We start from the raw sequence: 16,243 nt of genomic DNA, 5'->3' as shown, positions 1-16,243 counted from the left end.
TCACACCCCCGAGGACCTCCGGCAGGTCGCCGCGAAACTCAACCGCCGGCCCCGGCCCACCCTGAACCTGGAAACCCCAGCCAACCGGCTGAACCAGCTGCTGCACGCAGCCTAACCCCCTGCGTTGCTCCCACTGATTGACTTTGCCCATACCGCCAGGATGCAAAGGTGGTCACTGCGCCGCCGATGAGCGGGCCCGCTGCGATCGCCATGGCTCCTGCCGCGGCCACCAGCCCGTAGGCTGCGGCGCGGCGCTCGGGCGGGAAGTTGGCCGCAACCAGCGCGACGATCGCCGGCATGATCAGGGCTGCGCCGGTGCCCTCCAAGAGGGACCAGCCCAGAAGCAAGACACCAAGGTTGGGCGCCAGCGCCGTGGTCAGCGAACCGGCGGCATAGATGATCAGGCCGAGGGCGAACGCGCGGCGGCGGCCTATGATGGTACCGACTTTGCCGCCAGTGATCATCAGGGACGCCATGACGAGTGTGTAAAGGGTGATGGCCGTTTGGATGCCGGTAATTGACGTGCCCAGGTCCGCGGCCACCGTGGCCATCGAAACGTTCATCACCGAGCTGTCGAGCGTCATCAGGAACTGGCCGGACGCCAGCACGGCAAGGACAAGTCCGGATTCAGTCCGTGCCGCTATCGGCGCCCCGGCACTCATGGTTCCGGGTTCTTGAGCGTGCCCTTGGTCGTTGCGCGCATGAGCGTCATAGTCCGCCCACCGTGGTGGACTGTCAAGCGCGCACTATTCCGCCTGCGCCGGATCCGTCGGGCTAAGTGCTTGCCCGGCTGAAGCCGTGGCGAGATCTTGGTTACCGAAACGGTCTGGATTCCTTTTCGCCCTGGTTGTGGGGATCCTCGCCTGCACGATCATCGGCCCCGATGAAGGTAGATTTCCCGCTGGGCCGCTCAGGCCTGGTGCCGCCAGAGCACATTCTTGTCATGTCGGAGAGCCAATTTTTCTGCCCGGTCATGGTTAGAGCAACGAAACGCCGCGTGGTCCTGAATCAGGACGTCTCAGTGGTCCTGAATCAGGTTGGCATACTCAGCGGGACTCCGGTTTTCCATAGGTGCCACCCTGTGAGGCCACTCTATGCGGATTTGAGAACGTTCTTCAGATTTGTCAGTTGCGCGACCTCAGCATTCATGGTGCGGACGATCACCGGGCTCACGAGTTCATGAGTCCTTTGGGCTGCAGGTCCAGGGTGAACCGAACAGTCGTTCCGCCCGGCGCTTCACTGAGCCGGTAAGCACCGGCCGGCGGGCAAGGCCTGCCACGACCTGGAATCCCAGGTGCTTCCCGGGCTCTGTAGCCGTGATGTCGTAGTCCCCGACGATGGCCCGTCGCCACCCCCAGTGCCGTCTAGTCCACGTGGCGTTGCGGACGTGCCGGCGCGGCGGACGTCGACGGCACCGGAGGAGCCGTCTGGCGGTCCGCCGCGCGCCGGCATCTAGCGGATTGCCTCTTCCCGCTCGTCAGCCAGGGGACTCAGAGTCAAGCGGGAGGAGTGGAGGAGGGTGTCGAGCAGAGACCGGGCGGCCGCGAGCAGGTCGTTCACTTCGGGGCTGGCCAGTTCGTAGAACAGCCGCCCTTCCCGTCGTGAGGGGACAATCAGGCGCTGGCGGCGGAGCAGGCTCAAATGCTGGGAGAGATTCGACGGTTCCAGGCCGGTATTGTCGCGCAGTCTGCTCACGGCAACTGGCCCGTCTGCGAGCATCTCCAATAGCTGGATTCGAGCAGGGTGGCCCATGGACTTGAAAAGTTCGGCCTTCACATTGGTCAGGACCAAGCCCGCGGGAAGATCATCCGGCATCGGGACCTCCCTCCTTCACATTCAAATATTCTGAGCCGCGCGTCTGTGCAGAACCCGCCGACAGGAAAACTAACACGGCCCAGACAGAAAAGTCTGTCTCGCAGCTCCCGTGATTGGCCTGCCCGCTCCTATATCGTAGCGCCGGACCGCCGGCGTGTCGCCGCCGCCGGGAGACAGGGTGTTACCTCTTGCGCGGGCCAGAACCATAGTTCAGACTTTCATGAATTCATCAATTCGATCCGGGCCGGCCTCTGTGAGCGGCTGGCATCGTCCGGGTGGATTCAGGCTGTTCCCGGTGACAACGGAGTCACCGAGAACAACCGGGTCCCGGCTTCCAGGAGGGTTCTATGACAGGCATGTTTGAACTGTTCACCGATTCCGACACTTCCTACCGATTTCGACTGACCGCCCCGGATGGGACCGTCATGGCCCTCTCCAAGCCCTTTCCTGACCTGCCATCGGCGGTGGCCGGGATCGCCGCAGTGCGGGAGTACGCCGGCATGGGGCTGGTGACCGAGATTGAGGCACCGCAAAGTGGCGCCCTGAGCCACTCCGGGGCCAATGTCACTCCGGGGGAGCCCAGAGAGCACCGGCGAGCCCAGGAGACGCACGCCAGCGATCCGCGGGCACGGGCGAGGCCGGCCCGTGACGGAGCGCCCAGATTCCCGAGACGGCCGCCGCGCATCGGCATACCCTCCGCCGCGCGCTTCTTGGGCGGCCGGGCAGTAGTCCGGAATCAGCAGCTGATCGTACGCTGGCGACAGGCTCTGGAAACGCGGTCCGCGCAGGTCGGTTTCAGCTCGTGCTAACCGCCGTCGGGTCTCGTGTTGGCGGCATGGGGCGCTCTGGGCCCGGGCGCTGGGCGCCGGCCGGCAGGCCTGGCAGACAGGCATGGCCGTGACCGGGCTGAAGGCGCTGCAGGCCTACTCCAGCGCACTGGCTACCGAGGACTGCCTCGCTGGGACCTTTCGCTACGATGTGGTCTCGGGGGAGCTGCAGTGGTCCGAGCAGGTCTACCAAATCCACGGCTATCACCGGGGCGAGGTGGTGCCCACTGTGGGGGTGCTGATGTCGCACCTGCACCCTGACGACCGGATGCGGTGCAGGGAAACTATTGAGGGTGTGTGCCGCGGCGGTGGGTTTTTTGCCAACTACCACCGCCTCTTCGACGCTCGCCGGCGGGAACGCCGCGTCTTGACTGCTGGGGAGGGGGTGCCGGACAGCGACGGGAACGTGCTGTTCATCGACGGGTTCATGCTCGACCTCACCAGGACGGTCCAGCTGGAAACGGACCGATCCGCACGCGAGGCCATTGCCGGAGCCATCGGCACGCGAGGCCTCATTGAACAGGCCAAAGGCATCCTGATGGGAATACTTCACATCGGTTCCGACGCCGCCTTCGAACGGCTTTCCGCCTACAGCCAGCACCACAACATCAAGCTGGCCCACACCGCCTCGGCGATCGTCCGACTGGCCAACAACACCCACGAATCCGCCACTCTGCGCAGCTTCGTCCACGCACTGGACAGCCGATTCTCGACACACCGGGAGGGGGACCGCGTTCTTCATCCCTAGGCGGACCAAAGGCGCACAGCAGGGCCTCGGCCCGTCCGCCCAGCGTCCCGCCCACCGAATGCTCGGGGGCAACCCAGCGGGCATTAATAGCACACTCCGAGGCAGACCGGTCTGTACGCCCCGGCCGGGTGTAAAATTTTTTCATCATGACTGTCGACGACGCCGCGGGCCCCACGCTCTTGCCTGCCACAGCTATGGCCGGACGCGACGAGCCTGTGGACCGCATCCTCGCGACCGCCTACGAGCTCTTCTCTAGCCGCGGTATCCGCGGTGTTGGCGTCAATGAGCTGATCAACTGCTCAGGGGTATCCAAAGCGACCTTCTACCGGCACTTTCCGTCCAAAGATGCCCTGGTGCTGGCCTTTCTGGAACTCCGCGACCAGGTATGGACCGTGGACCTCATCGTGGGCGAGGCCAGGAAACGGGGCACCACCGCCGAGGAACAGCTGCTCGCCGTATTTGACGTGTTTGGCGACTGGTTCCAGCGCGAAGATTTCGAGGCGTGCTCGTTCATCAACGTCCTTCTGGAGATGGGGGCCGGGCACCCGCTGGGGAAGGCGAGCATCGACTACCTCAGCCGCATCCGGGGTCACATCCAGGCCCTGGCCGAGGAAGCCGGGCTGGACCGCCCCGAGGAATTCGCGCGGTCCTGGCACATCCTGATGAAGGGCTCCATCATCTCCGCCACCGAAGGCGACACGCTGGCCTCCAAGCGCGCCCAACAGATGGCGCGATGGCTCATCGAACACCACCGGGCCCTATAGCCGCCGTCCTGGGGGAGTGCCCTGCACTTTCTCCCGGCTGGCGCTGGTCCGGACGAGTGGTCAGCGGCCCCGGACTCGACCGATCACATCAGCTCCGCCGAGGCATCACTCGCCGTGCTCATGGGGGTGCTGCGAAATCGAGGTTAACGAGGCCCAGCAGATCCCCGGAATGTAGCGGCGGCTCGGCCAATGCTCAAGGCGTGTTCGCCGCTGCCACATGGCGGCGGCGAACACGCCAGCGTGACAGAGGACGGTAACTACGTTGATACCGGTTGCGCACCGCGACTCCGGTGTGCGACTATTCCGGTGATTGTGATCCATCGACAGGAGGTGAGACCCATGTACGCAGTATCCGCAATGGGTGCTCCCCGGCAGTCCGCGATCGCGCGACTGCAGTAGTCGCAACTGGGAGCGCCCGCCAGGCCATACGCGAAGGACGACTCCCGTGAACACATCACCTTCTTCACCCCTGCACTTCACCTCATCGACGGCCCCCGACCGGCCGAAGTCCGACCAGGACCAACCGCGTCTCGACGCCACAAAGCCGGTGCGCGCCGCGAGCGAGCGAGCGTTGATCCTCGGCGGCGGCGGATCGACAGGCAACGCGTGGCTGATCGGCGTCATCGCTGGCCTCTTCGATGCCGGGCTGGATGTGACCGATGCCGACCTGATCGTCGGCACGTCGGCCGGATCGACGGCCGCGGCCCAGCTAGCTGGCGCGACCCCGACCGAACTGTTTGCCGCCATCCTTGCCGCCCCACCCCAGCAACGGACCGGTCCCATTGGATCCGACGGTGGACGCGCTAGGCCGGCGGCGGACCACATGGAAAGAACGAGCAGGATTATCGCTGCCTCTGAGGATGCGGCCGATATGCGCCGCAGAATGGGCGCGGCGGCGCTCGACTTGGATGCGGCGTCGGACGGTTCCGGGCAAGCGCGGTGGCGCGCGACCGTCGCCGCGAGGCTGCCCAACCAGCACTGGCCGGAACACACGATGCTCATCACGGCGGTCGATGCCCGTGCCGGTGAACCTGTCGTGTTCGACCGTCACGGAGGGGTCGAGCTGGTGGACGCCGTGGCCGCCAGCTGTGCCAGTGGCTTCGCTTACGGTATCGGGGACAGCCGATACATCGACGGCGGCTACCGATCCAACGCCGAGAACGCCGATCTGGCGGCCGGATACGCACGGGTGCTGGTGCTGTCACCATTCAGCGGCAGAACACGGACGCCGGTGCACTGGGGCATGCATCTCGCCACACAGGTCGACGAGCTACGCGCACACGGCAGCAGAGTCGAAACCCTCTTCCCGGATAGCACCGCCGAGCACATGTTCGGCGTCAATGCCATGGATCTGTCGCTGCGTCCGCCCGCCGCTCGGGCGGGTTACAACCAGGGCAGCGCCCTTGCCGGGCAGCTCACCGAATTCTGGCGCTGATCTGAGGTCACCCGCCGAGAGGGCCCCTGCCGCCGCCCTCTCCCCGCAGCCCCGGGAAACGCAACATTCGGCTACATCTTGGGAATTTTTTGGTGCCGGGCGCGACGGCGGCGCGACGACGGCGCCTTCACGCGCCGTCGTCGGACGTCAGAGTGCCGTCACAGTGCCGGTCCAATGGGGCCTGGATGTGTCCCGGAATGGCGGCCGATGACCGCGTGAGTCTGCCCCGTTACGAACTGCTTCCCGATGCGTCCGATGGGGTAGCCGGTGCCGTCCGTTGCTGTTTTCGTCGCCGGATGACGCGCGGTTTCGCCGGGTGTCGAAGTACCTGCCGGCGCGGATTTAACTCTGTTCTGATGGTGGACACGGTCCGGTAGCCCGGTCCGCACCATCGAATCCAGAAAGTATCCGCTATGAAAAACCGACTCTTACCCGCAGGACTTTTCTCCACCTTGGGCGTTGCTGCCGCCGTGGCGGTCTCGCTGGTGGTCTCCGGTTGCGGCGGCCCTGCGAGCGCCCAGTCCCCGGCCGGGAATGCCCCCGGGACGCCCGAGGTGACCGAACTTCGCTACGAGGGTTGGGCCAACAGCGTCACGTTGCCCGAGCTGGCCGAGGACCTCGGCTACCTCGGCGCCGTGAAGCTGAACTGGGTGGGCAACACCATCAGCGGGCCGGCGAGCATCCAATCAGCCGCTACCGGGGCCACCGACTTTGGCGGCGCCTTCTCCGGCGCCGTGGTGAAGCTCATCGAAGCCGGCGCACCGGTTACCGCGGTGATCAATTACTACGGCGAGGACGATAAGACGTTCAACGGCTTCTACGTCACCCAGGACAGTCCGATCCGGTCGCCACGGGATCTGATCGGCAAGAAAATCGCCGTCAACACCTTGGGCGCTCATTCGGACGCCGTGATCAACAGTTACCTGAAGAAGAACGGTCTGTCCCAGGAGGAGATCAAGCAGGTACAACTCGTCGTCGTTCCGCCCAATGACACCGAGGAGGCCATCCGCCGCGGCCAGGTCGACGTCGGGGCGCTCGGCGGAGTGCTGCAGGATAACGCAGTCGCCAAGGGCGGCCTGCGGTCCCTGTTCAACGACTTCGAACTCTTTGGAACCTTCGCCGGAGGCCAATACGTCCTGCGCAAGGACTTCATCGAGAAGAACCCTGAAACCACGAGGATCTTCACCACCGGCGTGGCCAAGGCCATCGAATGGGAACGCAAAACGCCCCGCGCCGAAGTAATCGCACGGTTTACGAAGATCATCGACAAGCGCCAGCGCTCCGAAAGCACCGCGGCCCTGAAGTACTGGAAGAGCGTCGGCGTCCCCTCCAAGGGCGCCATCAGCGACCAGGACTTCGCCCGCTGGTCAGCGTGGCTGAATGACACTGGAATCGTCACCGGCGACATTACCCCATCCAAGTACTACACCAACGACTTCAACGACCTGCTGAAGGGGGCGGCATCATGACCCGCGGTACCGGCCAGGCGCCGAAAATCAGCCTCCGGAACGTCGGGAAACAATTCACCGTCCGGGCCAGCAAGGACCAGCCCGAGGGCACCACCCTGACGGCGTTGGAGGGCATCACCCTGGATGTCGCCGCGGGCGAGTTCATCACTCTGGTCGGTCCGAGCGGCTCCGGCAAGACCACCCTCCTGGACCTCCTTGCCGGGCTCACCCGCCCGGACACCGGCCAGATTCTGGTGGACGGCAAGGAGGTGACCGGACCCGGCCGCGACCGTGCGGTCGTCTTTCAGCAGTACGCACTCTTCCCGTGGCGCACCGCGGCCGCCAACGTGTCCTTCGGCCTCGAGGGAACCGGCAGCGAGGGGCGGCGCCTCAGCCGCAAAGAACGTGCCGACAAGGCCCGCCACTATCTGGAGCTCGTGGGCCTGTCCGGCTTCGAGGACCGGTATCCCCATGAACTCTCCGGCGGCATGAAGCAGCGCGTTGCGATCGCCCGGAGCCTCGCGTACGAACCCGACGTCCTGCTCATGGACGAACCGTTCGCGGCACTCGATGCCCAGACCCGCGAACAGCTCCAGGAGGAACTCCTGCGTATCTGGCGAGCCACGGGCAAGACCATCATCTTCATCACCCACGGCATCGACGAAGCCGTGTACCTGGGCCAGCGGGTGGCGGTGCTCAGCTCCCGCCCCGGCCGGCTCAAGCAGATTGTCGACATTGACCTGGGGGAGCGGAGCGGTGATGGCGACGTCCGTTCCGGCGCCGCCTTCGTTGAACACCGCCACAAGGTCTGGTCGCTGCTGCACGACGAGGTTCGGAAGGCCCAGGACGCCGGGCACGTCAAAATCCGGCCCGACGGGTCTGCGCCGGACGAGGCGCCCCAACTCAGCCAGGGCCAACTCCGCCAGGACCAGATCAGCACGGGAAGGGCAGCCTAATGACCGCACCAACACTGACCAAAGACGCCGCACCTGCCGCCGTTGCCGCACCCACGGCCGCTGCGGGACGCACCGCGGGGCCCGCCCGGAGCCCGGCAGCCAAGCACCTTCCCTCGCTGATCCGGGCCATTGTCCGCAAGGCTGGGCGCGGAATCTGGGCCTCGGGCGCCATCGTGCTGTTCCTCCTGGTCTGGGAACTGGGGCCCACCTACCTCGCCTCGGCCTCCACCAGGGTGTTCCTCCCGCCGCTGCACGAGGTCCTGCGGGCCCTGGGAACCCTCATCGCCAAGGGGCAGCTGCAAAACCACCTGGCGGCAAGCCTCACCCGGTCCGCCAGCGGCTTCGGCATCGCGGTCGTATCCGCCGTGGCTCTTGGCCTGCTGGTCGCCTGGTACCGGTCCCTTGACCGGTTCCTGAACCCCCTGCTGGAGGTCTTCCGGAACACGGCGGCGCTGGCCCTGCTCCCGGTGTTCACCCTCCTGCTGGGGATCGGGGAGACGTCCAAGATCAGCATCGTGGCCTATGCCGCGTTCTTCCCCGTGCTGCTGAACACCATCGCCGGCGTCCGGACCGTTGATCCGCTGCTCATCCGTGCCGCCCGCTCCCTGGGGCTCTCGAGCTTCCGGCTGTTCCAGAAGGTCATCCTCCCGTCGGCGGCACCGACCATTTTCACGGGAATCCGGATGGCGGGAACGTCCTCGATCCTGGTGCTCATCGCCGCGGAAATGGTCGGCGCCAAGGCGGGCCTCGGTTACCTGATCGTCAACTCCCAGATGAGTTTCCTGATCCCGGATATGTATGCCGGGATCCTGACCGTTTCCCTGCTCGGCCTGCTGGTGAACTACCTGCTGGTCGCCGTCGAGCGGCACTTCTCCCGGTGGCGGACCGCCGTCGGATCCCAGTCGATCTAACCCCGGCCAAACTAGCCACGCCCCACAGATCAAGGAGACAAACACCATGTCGACAGCTACCGAAACCCGCCTCGAATTCCGGAAACTCAGCGCGCGCATCGGCGCCGAGATCCGCGGCCTGGACCTCAGCAGCGACCTCAGCGACGCCACCATCGCCCAGATCCGGGCGGCCCTGAACACCCACAAGGCCCTGGTCTTCCGGGAAGCCAACGTCCGCGACGACGAAGCCCAGGTCCGCTTCGCCAGCCGCTTCGGCCCGCTCACCCAGGCGCACCCCACGGTGGCCTCCGTTGAGGGAAAACCGGCGGTCCTGCCGGTGGACAGCGAAAACGGCAGCGCCAACAACTGGCACACCGATGTCACGTTCGTGGTGAACCCGCCGCAGGCCTCCACCCTGCGCAGCATCACCCTGCCGGCCTACGGCGGGGAAACCCTGATCGCCTCCTCGGCAGGTGCCTACCAGGACCTGCCGGAGGAACTGCGAAACTTCGCCGACACGTTGTGGGCCGTCCACACCAATGACTACGACTACTCAGTGCCGAAAAACCTCGAGCACGCCAACGCCGATGAGCTTCGGAAGGAATTCACCCGGATCCACTTCGAGACCGCCCACCCCGTGGTCCGGGTCCATCCACTGACCGGGGAACGGGGACTCTTCATCGGCGGTTTCGCCCAAAGGCTGCGGATCGTGGGACTGTCCAACACCGAATCGAAGGACATTCTGCGGCTGCTTCAGGCCTATGTCACCCGCCCGGAGAACGTGGTCCGCGTCAACTGGGAACCGGACCAGCTGGTGCTCTTCGACAACCGCATCACCCAGCATTACGCCCCGGACAACTTTGACGGCCAGCCCCGCCAGCTCAACCGGGTCACGGTGGCTGGCGATGTTCCGCGGGGTATCGATGGACGCAGCAGCACCTCCATCCAGGGCGACTCCTCCGTCTATTCCGAGACGGTCGAACTCCGCGCAAATCTGTCGGGAGCGCCGCTGTGAGCGGCGCACGGCAGCTGCACCTCAACGCGTTCCTCATGAGCACCGGCCACCACGAAGCCTCCTGGCGGCTGCCGGAAAGCGACAGCTTCGCCGGGACGCAGGTGGCCCATTTCCAGCGGCTGGCCCGGACCGCCGAACGCGGCACGTTCGACTCCATCTTCTTCGCGGACTCGCCGGTGCTGCACGGCGACGTCGGCCAGCGCCCCTACGGCACGCTCGAGCCGACGGTCCTGCTTGCCGCCATCGCTGCCGTCACCGAACGCATCGGGCTGATAGCGACGGCGTCCACCACCTACAACGACCCCTACAACCTCGCCCGGCGGTTTGCCTCCGTGGACCACATCAGCGGCGGCCGGGCCGGGTGGAACGTCGTCACCACCGCGGGGGACGCTGCCGCGAGGAACTTCTCGCTGCGGGACCAGCCGGCCCACGCGCTGCGGTACGAGCGCGCCGCGGAATTCCTCGACGTCGCGCGGAAACTCTGGGACAGCTGGGAAGACGACGCCGCCCTCGGGGACAAGGACGCCGGGATCTGGGGAGACAACACCCGCGTCCACCCCGTCAACCACACCGGCACGTATTTCAGCGTCCAAGGCCCGCTGGATGTGCCACGCTCCGCCCAAGGGCACCCGGTGATTGTCCAGGCCGGTTCCTCGGAAGACGGCAAGGACTTCGCGGCCCGCTACGCCGAAGCGGTCTTCACCGCCCAGCAAACCCTGCCCGACGCGCAGCGCTTCTATGCGGACCTGAAACGGCGGACCGCCGCCGCCGGCCGGGATCCCGAGATTATCAAGGTCCTTCCCGGCATCGTTCCGGTCATCGGGTCCACCGAGGCCGAAGCCCAGCGGCTGGAGAAGGAACTCGACGGGCTCATCCACCCCGAGCACGCCAGACGGCAGCTCGCTGGTGTGCTCAGGGTCTCGCCGGAATCTCTGGCCCTCGATGCCGAGCTGCCGGAAGACCTGCCCCCGGAGAACGAGATCGAGGGCGCCAAGAGCAGGTACACGTTGATCGTGAACCTCGCCCGGCGGGAACGCCTGACCGTGCGCCAGCTCATCGGCCGGCTCGGGGGCGGCCGCGGGCACCGGACCTTCTCCGGCACCCCGGAGCAGGTGGCCGACGCGATCCAGGAATGGTTCGTGGCCGGTGCAGCGGACGGCTTCAACATCATGCCGCCCGTGCTCCCGTCCGGCCTTGACGCGTTTGTGGACCACGTCATCCCGATCCTGCGGGACCGCGGACTCTTCCGGCGTGAATACACCGGCCGGACCCTCCGTGAGCACTACGGATTGCCCCGGCCGGCCAACACCTTCGCCGCGGCTGCCCCTTCCATCCCGGCGGCAAGCAGCCCGGCAGCCTCCACACCGGTGGAGAACCCCGCTGCGCAGAGACGGGAGCTCCTGGTCTCCGACCGGTGATGCGGAACCGGCGCCCCATCTGACGTGATGCCCCGGGCAGCTATGGCTGCCCGGGGCCGCACTGCGCCGGTTGCGGCCGGGCGCACCGGATTTTACGGCTTCGTGACGTGGTTGTCGATGTCGACAACGGGACCGTCGGACTGATTTGTGCCGGTCTCGTCTTGGATCCAGACGCCGCGGGAAGGAGTGGCGGTAGTCACAGCGGGAACGCCCTTGTGGGCCACCCGTTGTTCGGATGAAGCAGAGAGGGGCGTAATGGTGTACGTTGGCTTCCCGTCAGAACTAAACATAGGAATGAGAGTCACCCCCGTGGCAACCGATTACGACGAAGTCCGATCCGACGTCAAGGAGTCGCAGGATAGTTCCCTGCAGGCGCTGCAATCCGCCAACGCCCCGGATGCCCGCAGCGTTGTCCGCGAGATGGATGAGACTGACGCCTTTGACGATTCGATCACACCTGGCGGTGAATTCGTCGCCGAGGAACTCGTCGTACAGGTCATCCCGCAGGCGCAGGACGAATTCACCTGCTATTCCTGCTTCCTGGTCCGGCACCGGTCCCAAGTGGCACGCGAAAAGAACGGCCACACCTACTGCGTCGACTGCGAAGGCTAGGACTATGGCACCGCGTGGGTGCGGCACCAGGGCGATTTGCCGCACAGCTCCGGATCAGCGGATCGGCATCGTCCGCGGCAGGTCCAACTAGTCCATGCTCCACCTGAAACGCCTGGCAGTGCTCGGCCTGTTCGCGTTTTGCGTCATTACCGGGTTCCTGTTTTGGGCACCGCAATTCTCCGGCGCGGGGACTAGCGCAGTCCTGCCAGCACCGCCCCGGGCGGAAGCGAAACTCGAAACGCTCTCCGCCGGGATCACCTCCGCGGTGAACATCACCCGACGCACGGACGCCCAGTGGCTCAGCCATGCCGCCGCGAAGACCGGCATCCCTGCCCGTGCGCTCCAGGCCTACGTGGCTGCGGCCGGTGCAGCCAACGAGTCCGCGCCGGCGTGCGGCATCGGCTGGAATACGGTGGCAGCTGTCGGCTTCGTCGAATCCGGCCACGGAACCTACGGCGGCGGTCACCTGACCAGCGCCGGCCAGGCGAGTGGGCCACTTGTCGGTCCGAGCCTCAACGGCGAAGGATTTGCCGCGATCCCTGACACGGACGCCGGCGCCCTGGACGGCGACGCCCAGTGGGACCACGCCGTCGGACCCATGCAGTTCATTCCCTCCACCTGGCAGTTCGCCGGGCGGGACGGAAACGGTGACGGAAAAGCCGACCCGTTCAACATCGACGACGCCGCGCTGAGTGCCGCCTCGTACCTATGCGTCCACGGCGGTGATCTCTCCACGGCCGCGGGCTGGACGGACGCCATCTACTCCTACAACCAGTCGGATTCCTACGTGGCCCACGTCCGCGACCGGGCCACCGCCTACGCCACGCAGTCCGGCCCTGCCGGGTAGCTCCACCATGATGACCTGCTGTTGACTCGCCGATGACAGGGCCTGTCCGCCCGCAGGGCAGAATGGAAGGCATGACTTTTACGACGTTCGCCCTTGTCCGCCACGGCCAGACGGACTGGAACGCGGAGGGCCGGCTGCAGGGATCCACCGACATTCCGCTGAACGACGTCGGCCGCGGCCAGGCGCGCGACGCCGTCGCCGCCCTGTCCGGCTACGAGTGGGACGCGATCGTATCCTCGCCGCTGAGCCGTGCGGCGGAAACCGCCGACCTCATTGCCGCCGGGCTGGGGCTCAGCGTGGCCCGGCGCGTGCCGGAGCTCGCCGAGCGCAGCTTCGGACCCGCGGAGGGCCTGCAGGACGGCCCTGAACTGGACGCGCTGCGCATCCCCGGTGGTTTTCGCGGCGCGGAAGGCGAGGACCAGGCAGCCCGCCGCGGGTTGGCCGCCCTGGAGGCGCTGGCCGAGGAGTTCCACGGCCGCCGCGTCCTGGCCGTGGCCCACGGTACGCTCCTGCGCGTGAGCCTGAGCCGCGCGATCGGCCGAACCCTGGAACGCATCGACAACGCCGTGCTCAACCTGGCCCACCACCATGCCGTCGACGGCTGGCAGCTCGAATACTTCAATGGCGAGCCCGTGATGGCTGCCGTTTAGGGCTGCAGCCGACTCGGGGGAGTGATACGGCCCTTCGCGTCCCTGCGGTCAGGAAATCTGCAGTCCGCCGTTGATGTCATACGTCGCGCCCGTGATGAAACCGGCGTCCTCGCCCAGCAGGAACACCAGCAGCGCGGCGATGTCGCGCACGGTTCCCACCCGGCCCACCAGGATGTCGGCTGACATGGCGGCCTTCCGCTCTTCCGTCAGTGTCCCGCCCATGATGTCGGTGTCCACCGGACCCGGAGCCACACAGTTGACCGTGATTCCATGCTGGCCCATTTCGCGGGCCAGGGCCCTGGTGAAGCCGATGATGGCAGCCTTCGAAGCACTGTAAGCGACCTTGGAGTAGGTGCCGCCACCGCGCTGGGCCGAGATGGAGGAGACGCTCACGATCCTGCCCAGCTTCCGCTCGATCATGCCCCTAAGCACCCGCTGCGTGACCAGGAACGTGCCAGTCATGTTGATCTTGAACACCCGCTCCCAGGCCTCGAGGGTCTCGTCCATGAACTCCGTGGGGGAGCTGATGCCTGCCAGGTTGGTCAGGCCAATGATCGGCGGCAGCGTTGACTCAACCTCGTCGATGGCGGCGTTGACGGCTGCCGGATCGGACACGTCCGCGCCCACACCGACTGCCGGGACGCCATAGACGTCGGCGATTTCCGCCGCCGCCTTCCGCGCCGCGTCGCCGTCGATATCCAGAATCGCAACTGCCCAGCCCCCGCTGGCGAGCAATTCCGCCGTCGCCCGTCCGATGCCGCGGGGAGAGGCGGCGCCGGTCAGCACCGCGGTCCGGCCGGACGGAAACGCTGCTTGCTGGATCATGGTCAGCCCCTCGTCGTCTGATGGTCAGTTCTTGGTGTCGAAGTCGTCGGAAGCTACCGCTTCCTCACCGACCGTGGCCGGCGTACCCGGCTTTACGTGCCCCTCCGGGCGCTTGCGTGCGTAGAGATAGGTGGCGGCGGCCGTGACGGCAAGGCAGGCTGACAGGAACACGAGGCCGGAACGGTTGTCTCCCGTGGCGTCATTGAACAGCCCCACGGCGAAGGGAGCCACGAACCCGCCCAGATTACCGAGCGAATTCACCATAGCCAGCCCGGCTGCCGCCGCAGCTCCGACCAGGGCAGTAGCCGGCATGGCCAGGAAGGGGGCAATGGCGGAGTAAATCCCCATGGCAGCAAGCGTCAGGGCCAACAGTGCCAGGACGGCATTGACCTCGACGAGGTAGCCGGCAGCCAGGAGGCCGATGGCCGCCATGATCATGCTGATGGTCGCATGCAGGACCCGGTTACCGGTGCGGTCCGAGCGCTTACCCCAGAAGTACACGAAAACCGCCGCAACCGTGTAGGGAATGGCAACGATGAAGCCGACCTGCGTGGTGCTGAAGTCGCCCAGTGCGGCAACGATCGTCGGCATCCACAGCCCCAGGCCGTAGATTCCGCAGACCAGCCCGAAGTACAGCGCTGAGTAGGCAACGGTGCGCGGGTCCTTGAGGCCGGCCAGGAAGTGATGCGGGCGCCCCTTCTGGTGCCGGGCAAGCTCGTCGTCCATTGTTGTGGTGAGCCATTCGCGCTCGTCGTCGGCCAGCCAACGCGCGTGGCTCGGGCGGTCCGTCATGAGGATTGGAGTCAGGATGCCGAGGATAATAGCCGGGATGCCCTCAATGATATAGAGCCACTGCCACCCCTGCAGGCCCCAGATGCCGTCCAGCTGCAGCAGCAGGCCGGACACCGGGGCGCCAAGGGCGTTGGAGACCGGCTGGGCGAGGATGAAGATGCCGAGCACCGTTACGCGCTGTGCGGAAGGGAACCAGAGCGTCAGGTAGAACAGGATGGCCGGGAAGAACCCGGCCTCGGCCGCGCCCAGCAGGAACCGGACGATGTAGAAACTGGTCGCGCTGTTCACCAGGCACATCGCCGTGGCGAAAATGCCCCATGAGATGAGGATCCGGGCGATCCATTTGCGGGCGCCGAACCTGTACATGCCGGCGTTGCTCGGTATTTCCAGCAGCGCGTACCCGAGGAAGAAGATGCCCGCGCCGAGACCGTAGGCCGAAGCGCTCAGGCCGATGTCCTCGCTCATGGTCAGCTTCGCGAAGCCGACATTGTTCCGGTCCAGATATGCAACGAAGTAAAGCACGACGATCAGCGGCATGATGCGGCGGCGTGCCCTGCGCAGAGTGCGCTGGCCCAGCTCGTCGAGTTGATTAGCAGGATTCATGGAAGTCATGATGCACCTCGCTGTCAGAAACGAGCCCGCCGGGTCCCTCAGCGGAACAGTTCAGGTTTACCACTCGGTGAGGCAATAGTCACCAAACTTAGTATCTGCAGACGTGCCCGGTTGGACTCAGTTGATGGGTGCGGGGCCGAGCTCGTCGATGAGCTTCTGCATGGCCACGTAGGCCTTGTTCCGGTAGGCGATCAGTTCCGGTGTGCGCTCGGCCGGGACGTTGAGGAAGCCTGCGCCGGTCTTGGTGCCCAGCTTTCCGGCCTCCACGAGTTCGGTGAGGATCTTTGGGGTGGCGAAGCGTTCCGGGAATTCGGTCTGCAGGGACTTGTAGCAGAAGTTGTAGACGTCCAGGCCGGCCATGTCGGCGATCGCAAAGGGGCCGAAGAACGGCAGCCGGAAGCCGAAGGTGGTGCGGACCAGGGTGTCGATGTCCTCAGCGGTCGCGATGTCCTGTTCCACCAGCTGGGCGGCCTCGTGGAAGAGGGCGTACTGGAGCCGGTTGAGCACGAAGCCGGTGACGTCCTTGACCACGGCGGTCTGTTTGTTGGCCGCGTGCACGAGGTCGCGGACGGCGCCGACGGTGGCCGCG

The 16,243-nt window shown here is 66.0% G+C and carries 17 protein-coding genes; 12 read left to right on the top strand and 5 right to left on the bottom strand.

Annotation, left to right across the window (positions count from 1 at the left end; genetic code table 11):
• Positions 1 to 38 precede the first annotated feature (38 nt).
• Complete coding sequence (locus AC1DKQ_RS22050; RefSeq protein ID WP_476920236.1) at positions 39 to 662, bottom strand: MFS transporter; 624 nt, start codon at positions 660 to 662, stop codon at positions 39 to 41.
• A gap of 790 nt (positions 663 to 1,452) precedes the next feature.
• Positions 1,453 to 1,815: an ArsR/SmtB family transcription factor gene (locus tag AC1DKQ_RS22045; protein ID WP_476920235.1), complete on the bottom strand. Its 363-nt coding sequence runs from the start codon at positions 1,813 to 1,815 to the stop codon at positions 1,453 to 1,455.
• Between the two features lie 347 nt (positions 1,816 to 2,162).
• Here AC1DKQ_RS22045 and AC1DKQ_RS22040 point away from each other — a divergent pair, with 347 nt between their 5' ends.
• The 12 genes from AC1DKQ_RS22040 (at position 2,163) to AC1DKQ_RS21985 (ending at position 13,425) form a co-directional block, all read left to right on the top strand.
• Positions 2,163 to 2,624 carry a YegP family protein gene (locus AC1DKQ_RS22040; RefSeq protein ID WP_476886297.1) on the top strand — a complete coding sequence of 154 codons (462 nt, stop codon included), beginning with the start codon at positions 2,163 to 2,165 and terminating at the stop codon, positions 2,622 to 2,624.
• Between the two features lie 88 nt (positions 2,625 to 2,712).
• The gene (locus tag AC1DKQ_RS22035) at positions 2,713 to 3,390 is read left to right on the top strand and encodes a PAS and ANTAR domain-containing protein (RefSeq protein ID WP_476886296.1); all 678 of its coding nucleotides are present in this window, start codon (positions 2,713 to 2,715) and stop codon (positions 3,388 to 3,390) included.
• 146 nt (positions 3,391 to 3,536) lie between these two features.
• Positions 3,537 to 4,154, top strand: coding sequence for a TetR/AcrR family transcriptional regulator (locus tag AC1DKQ_RS22030; protein ID WP_476886295.1), 618 nt, complete (start codon positions 3,537 to 3,539; stop codon positions 4,152 to 4,154).
• A 445-nt stretch (positions 4,155 to 4,599) separates the two neighbouring features.
• On the top strand, positions 4,600 to 5,589 hold the full coding sequence (locus AC1DKQ_RS22025; protein WP_476886294.1) for a patatin-like phospholipase family protein: 990 nt from the start codon (positions 4,600 to 4,602) through the stop codon (positions 5,587 to 5,589).
• A 413-nt stretch (positions 5,590 to 6,002) separates the two neighbouring features.
• Positions 6,003 to 7,058, top strand: a complete 1,056-nt coding sequence (locus AC1DKQ_RS22020; protein WP_476886293.1) for an ABC transporter substrate-binding protein — start codon at positions 6,003 to 6,005, stop codon at positions 7,056 to 7,058.
• The gene (locus AC1DKQ_RS22015) at positions 7,055 to 7,993 is read left to right on the top strand and encodes an ABC transporter ATP-binding protein (protein WP_476886292.1); all 939 of its coding nucleotides are present in this window, start codon (positions 7,055 to 7,057) and stop codon (positions 7,991 to 7,993) included. Before AC1DKQ_RS22020 ends, AC1DKQ_RS22015 begins: the two co-directional genes overlap by 4 nt.
• Entirely contained in the window at positions 7,993 to 8,904 is a 912-nt protein-coding gene (locus tag AC1DKQ_RS22010) for an ABC transporter permease (protein WP_476886291.1), read from the top strand. Before AC1DKQ_RS22015 ends, AC1DKQ_RS22010 begins: the two co-directional genes overlap by 1 nt.
• A gap of 46 nt (positions 8,905 to 8,950) precedes the next feature.
• Positions 8,951 to 9,898: a TauD/TfdA dioxygenase family protein gene (locus AC1DKQ_RS22005; protein ID WP_476886290.1), complete on the top strand. Its 948-nt coding sequence runs from the start codon at positions 8,951 to 8,953 to the stop codon at positions 9,896 to 9,898.
• The gene (locus tag AC1DKQ_RS22000) at positions 9,895 to 11,316 is read left to right on the top strand and encodes an LLM class flavin-dependent oxidoreductase (RefSeq protein WP_476920234.1); all 1,422 of its coding nucleotides are present in this window, start codon (positions 9,895 to 9,897) and stop codon (positions 11,314 to 11,316) included. The genes AC1DKQ_RS22005 and AC1DKQ_RS22000 overlap by 4 nt, the downstream gene beginning before the upstream one ends.
• Before the next feature lie 309 nt (positions 11,317 to 11,625).
• Positions 11,626 to 11,928 carry a DUF4193 domain-containing protein gene (locus AC1DKQ_RS21995; RefSeq protein ID WP_277527067.1) on the top strand — a complete coding sequence of 101 codons (303 nt, stop codon included), beginning with the start codon at positions 11,626 to 11,628 and terminating at the stop codon, positions 11,926 to 11,928.
• A gap of 94 nt (positions 11,929 to 12,022) precedes the next feature.
• Positions 12,023 to 12,775, top strand: coding sequence for a lytic transglycosylase domain-containing protein (locus AC1DKQ_RS21990; RefSeq protein ID WP_476920233.1), 753 nt, complete (start codon positions 12,023 to 12,025; stop codon positions 12,773 to 12,775).
• Positions 12,776 to 12,846: 71 nt separating this feature from the next.
• Positions 12,847 to 13,425: a histidine phosphatase family protein gene (locus AC1DKQ_RS21985; protein ID WP_476920232.1), complete on the top strand. Its 579-nt coding sequence runs from the start codon at positions 12,847 to 12,849 to the stop codon at positions 13,423 to 13,425.
• Between the two features lie 48 nt (positions 13,426 to 13,473).
• Here AC1DKQ_RS21985 and AC1DKQ_RS21980 read toward each other — a convergent pair whose 3' ends face one another.
• The 3 genes from AC1DKQ_RS21980 to AC1DKQ_RS21970 form a co-directional block, all read right to left on the bottom strand.
• Positions 13,474 to 14,250, bottom strand: a complete 777-nt coding sequence (locus AC1DKQ_RS21980; RefSeq protein ID WP_476886286.1) for an SDR family NAD(P)-dependent oxidoreductase — start codon at positions 14,248 to 14,250, stop codon at positions 13,474 to 13,476.
• A gap of 24 nt (positions 14,251 to 14,274) precedes the next feature.
• Entirely contained in the window at positions 14,275 to 15,654 is a 1,380-nt protein-coding gene (locus AC1DKQ_RS21975; protein ID WP_476920231.1) for an MFS transporter, read from the bottom strand.
• 117 nt (positions 15,655 to 15,771) lie between these two features.
• A partial coding sequence (locus tag AC1DKQ_RS21970; RefSeq protein ID WP_476920230.1) for a 3-hydroxyacyl-CoA dehydrogenase family protein occupies positions 15,772 to 16,243 on the bottom strand: 472 nt, incomplete at its 5' end.

This window comes from Arthrobacter sp. 05L421, assembly GCF_056397785.1.
The sequence above is the reverse complement of the archived record's forward strand: the minus strand, read 5'-3'. Positions and strand labels throughout refer to the sequence as shown.